General features: G+C 43.8%; 1 protein-coding gene. It reads left to right on the plus strand.

Features of this window, described 5'->3' with window-relative positions; translation table 11 throughout:
- Positions 1–393 (plus strand): glycerophosphodiester phosphodiesterase family protein (locus AB5935_RS28105; protein WP_368328116.1); only part of this gene is annotated, 393 nt, incomplete at both ends.

A 393-nucleotide genomic window follows, 5' to 3' on the forward strand; every position in this document is an offset into this window, starting at 1 on the left:
AGTGATAGCCCACCGTGGATTCTGGAAAACTCCGGGATCATCACAAAACAGTATTTCATCACTTCTAAAAGCAGATTCCATCGGTTGTTACGGTTCAGAATTTGACGTATGGATCGCTAAGGATAACAAGTTGGTGGTCAACCATGATCCTGTATACAAGATGAGACCGATGGAGTATTCCAAAGGTGACGCACTGACCGGACTTAAATTATCCAACGGAGAAAACTTACCCAGCCTGGAACAATATCTGGAAGCCGGGAAAAACTGTAATACCCGACTGATTCTCGAACTGAAAGCACATAGCAATAAGAAACGTGAAACCAAAGCCGTACAGGGAATCCTTGCCATGGTGAAGAAAATGGGACTGGAAAACCGCATGGAATATATCACGTT

This window comes from Phocaeicola sp. RTP21198st1_B8_RTP21198_201120 (genome assembly GCF_040929485.1).
GTDB classification, from domain to species: Bacteria; Bacteroidota; Bacteroidia; order Bacteroidales; family Bacteroidaceae; genus Phocaeicola; species Phocaeicola dorei.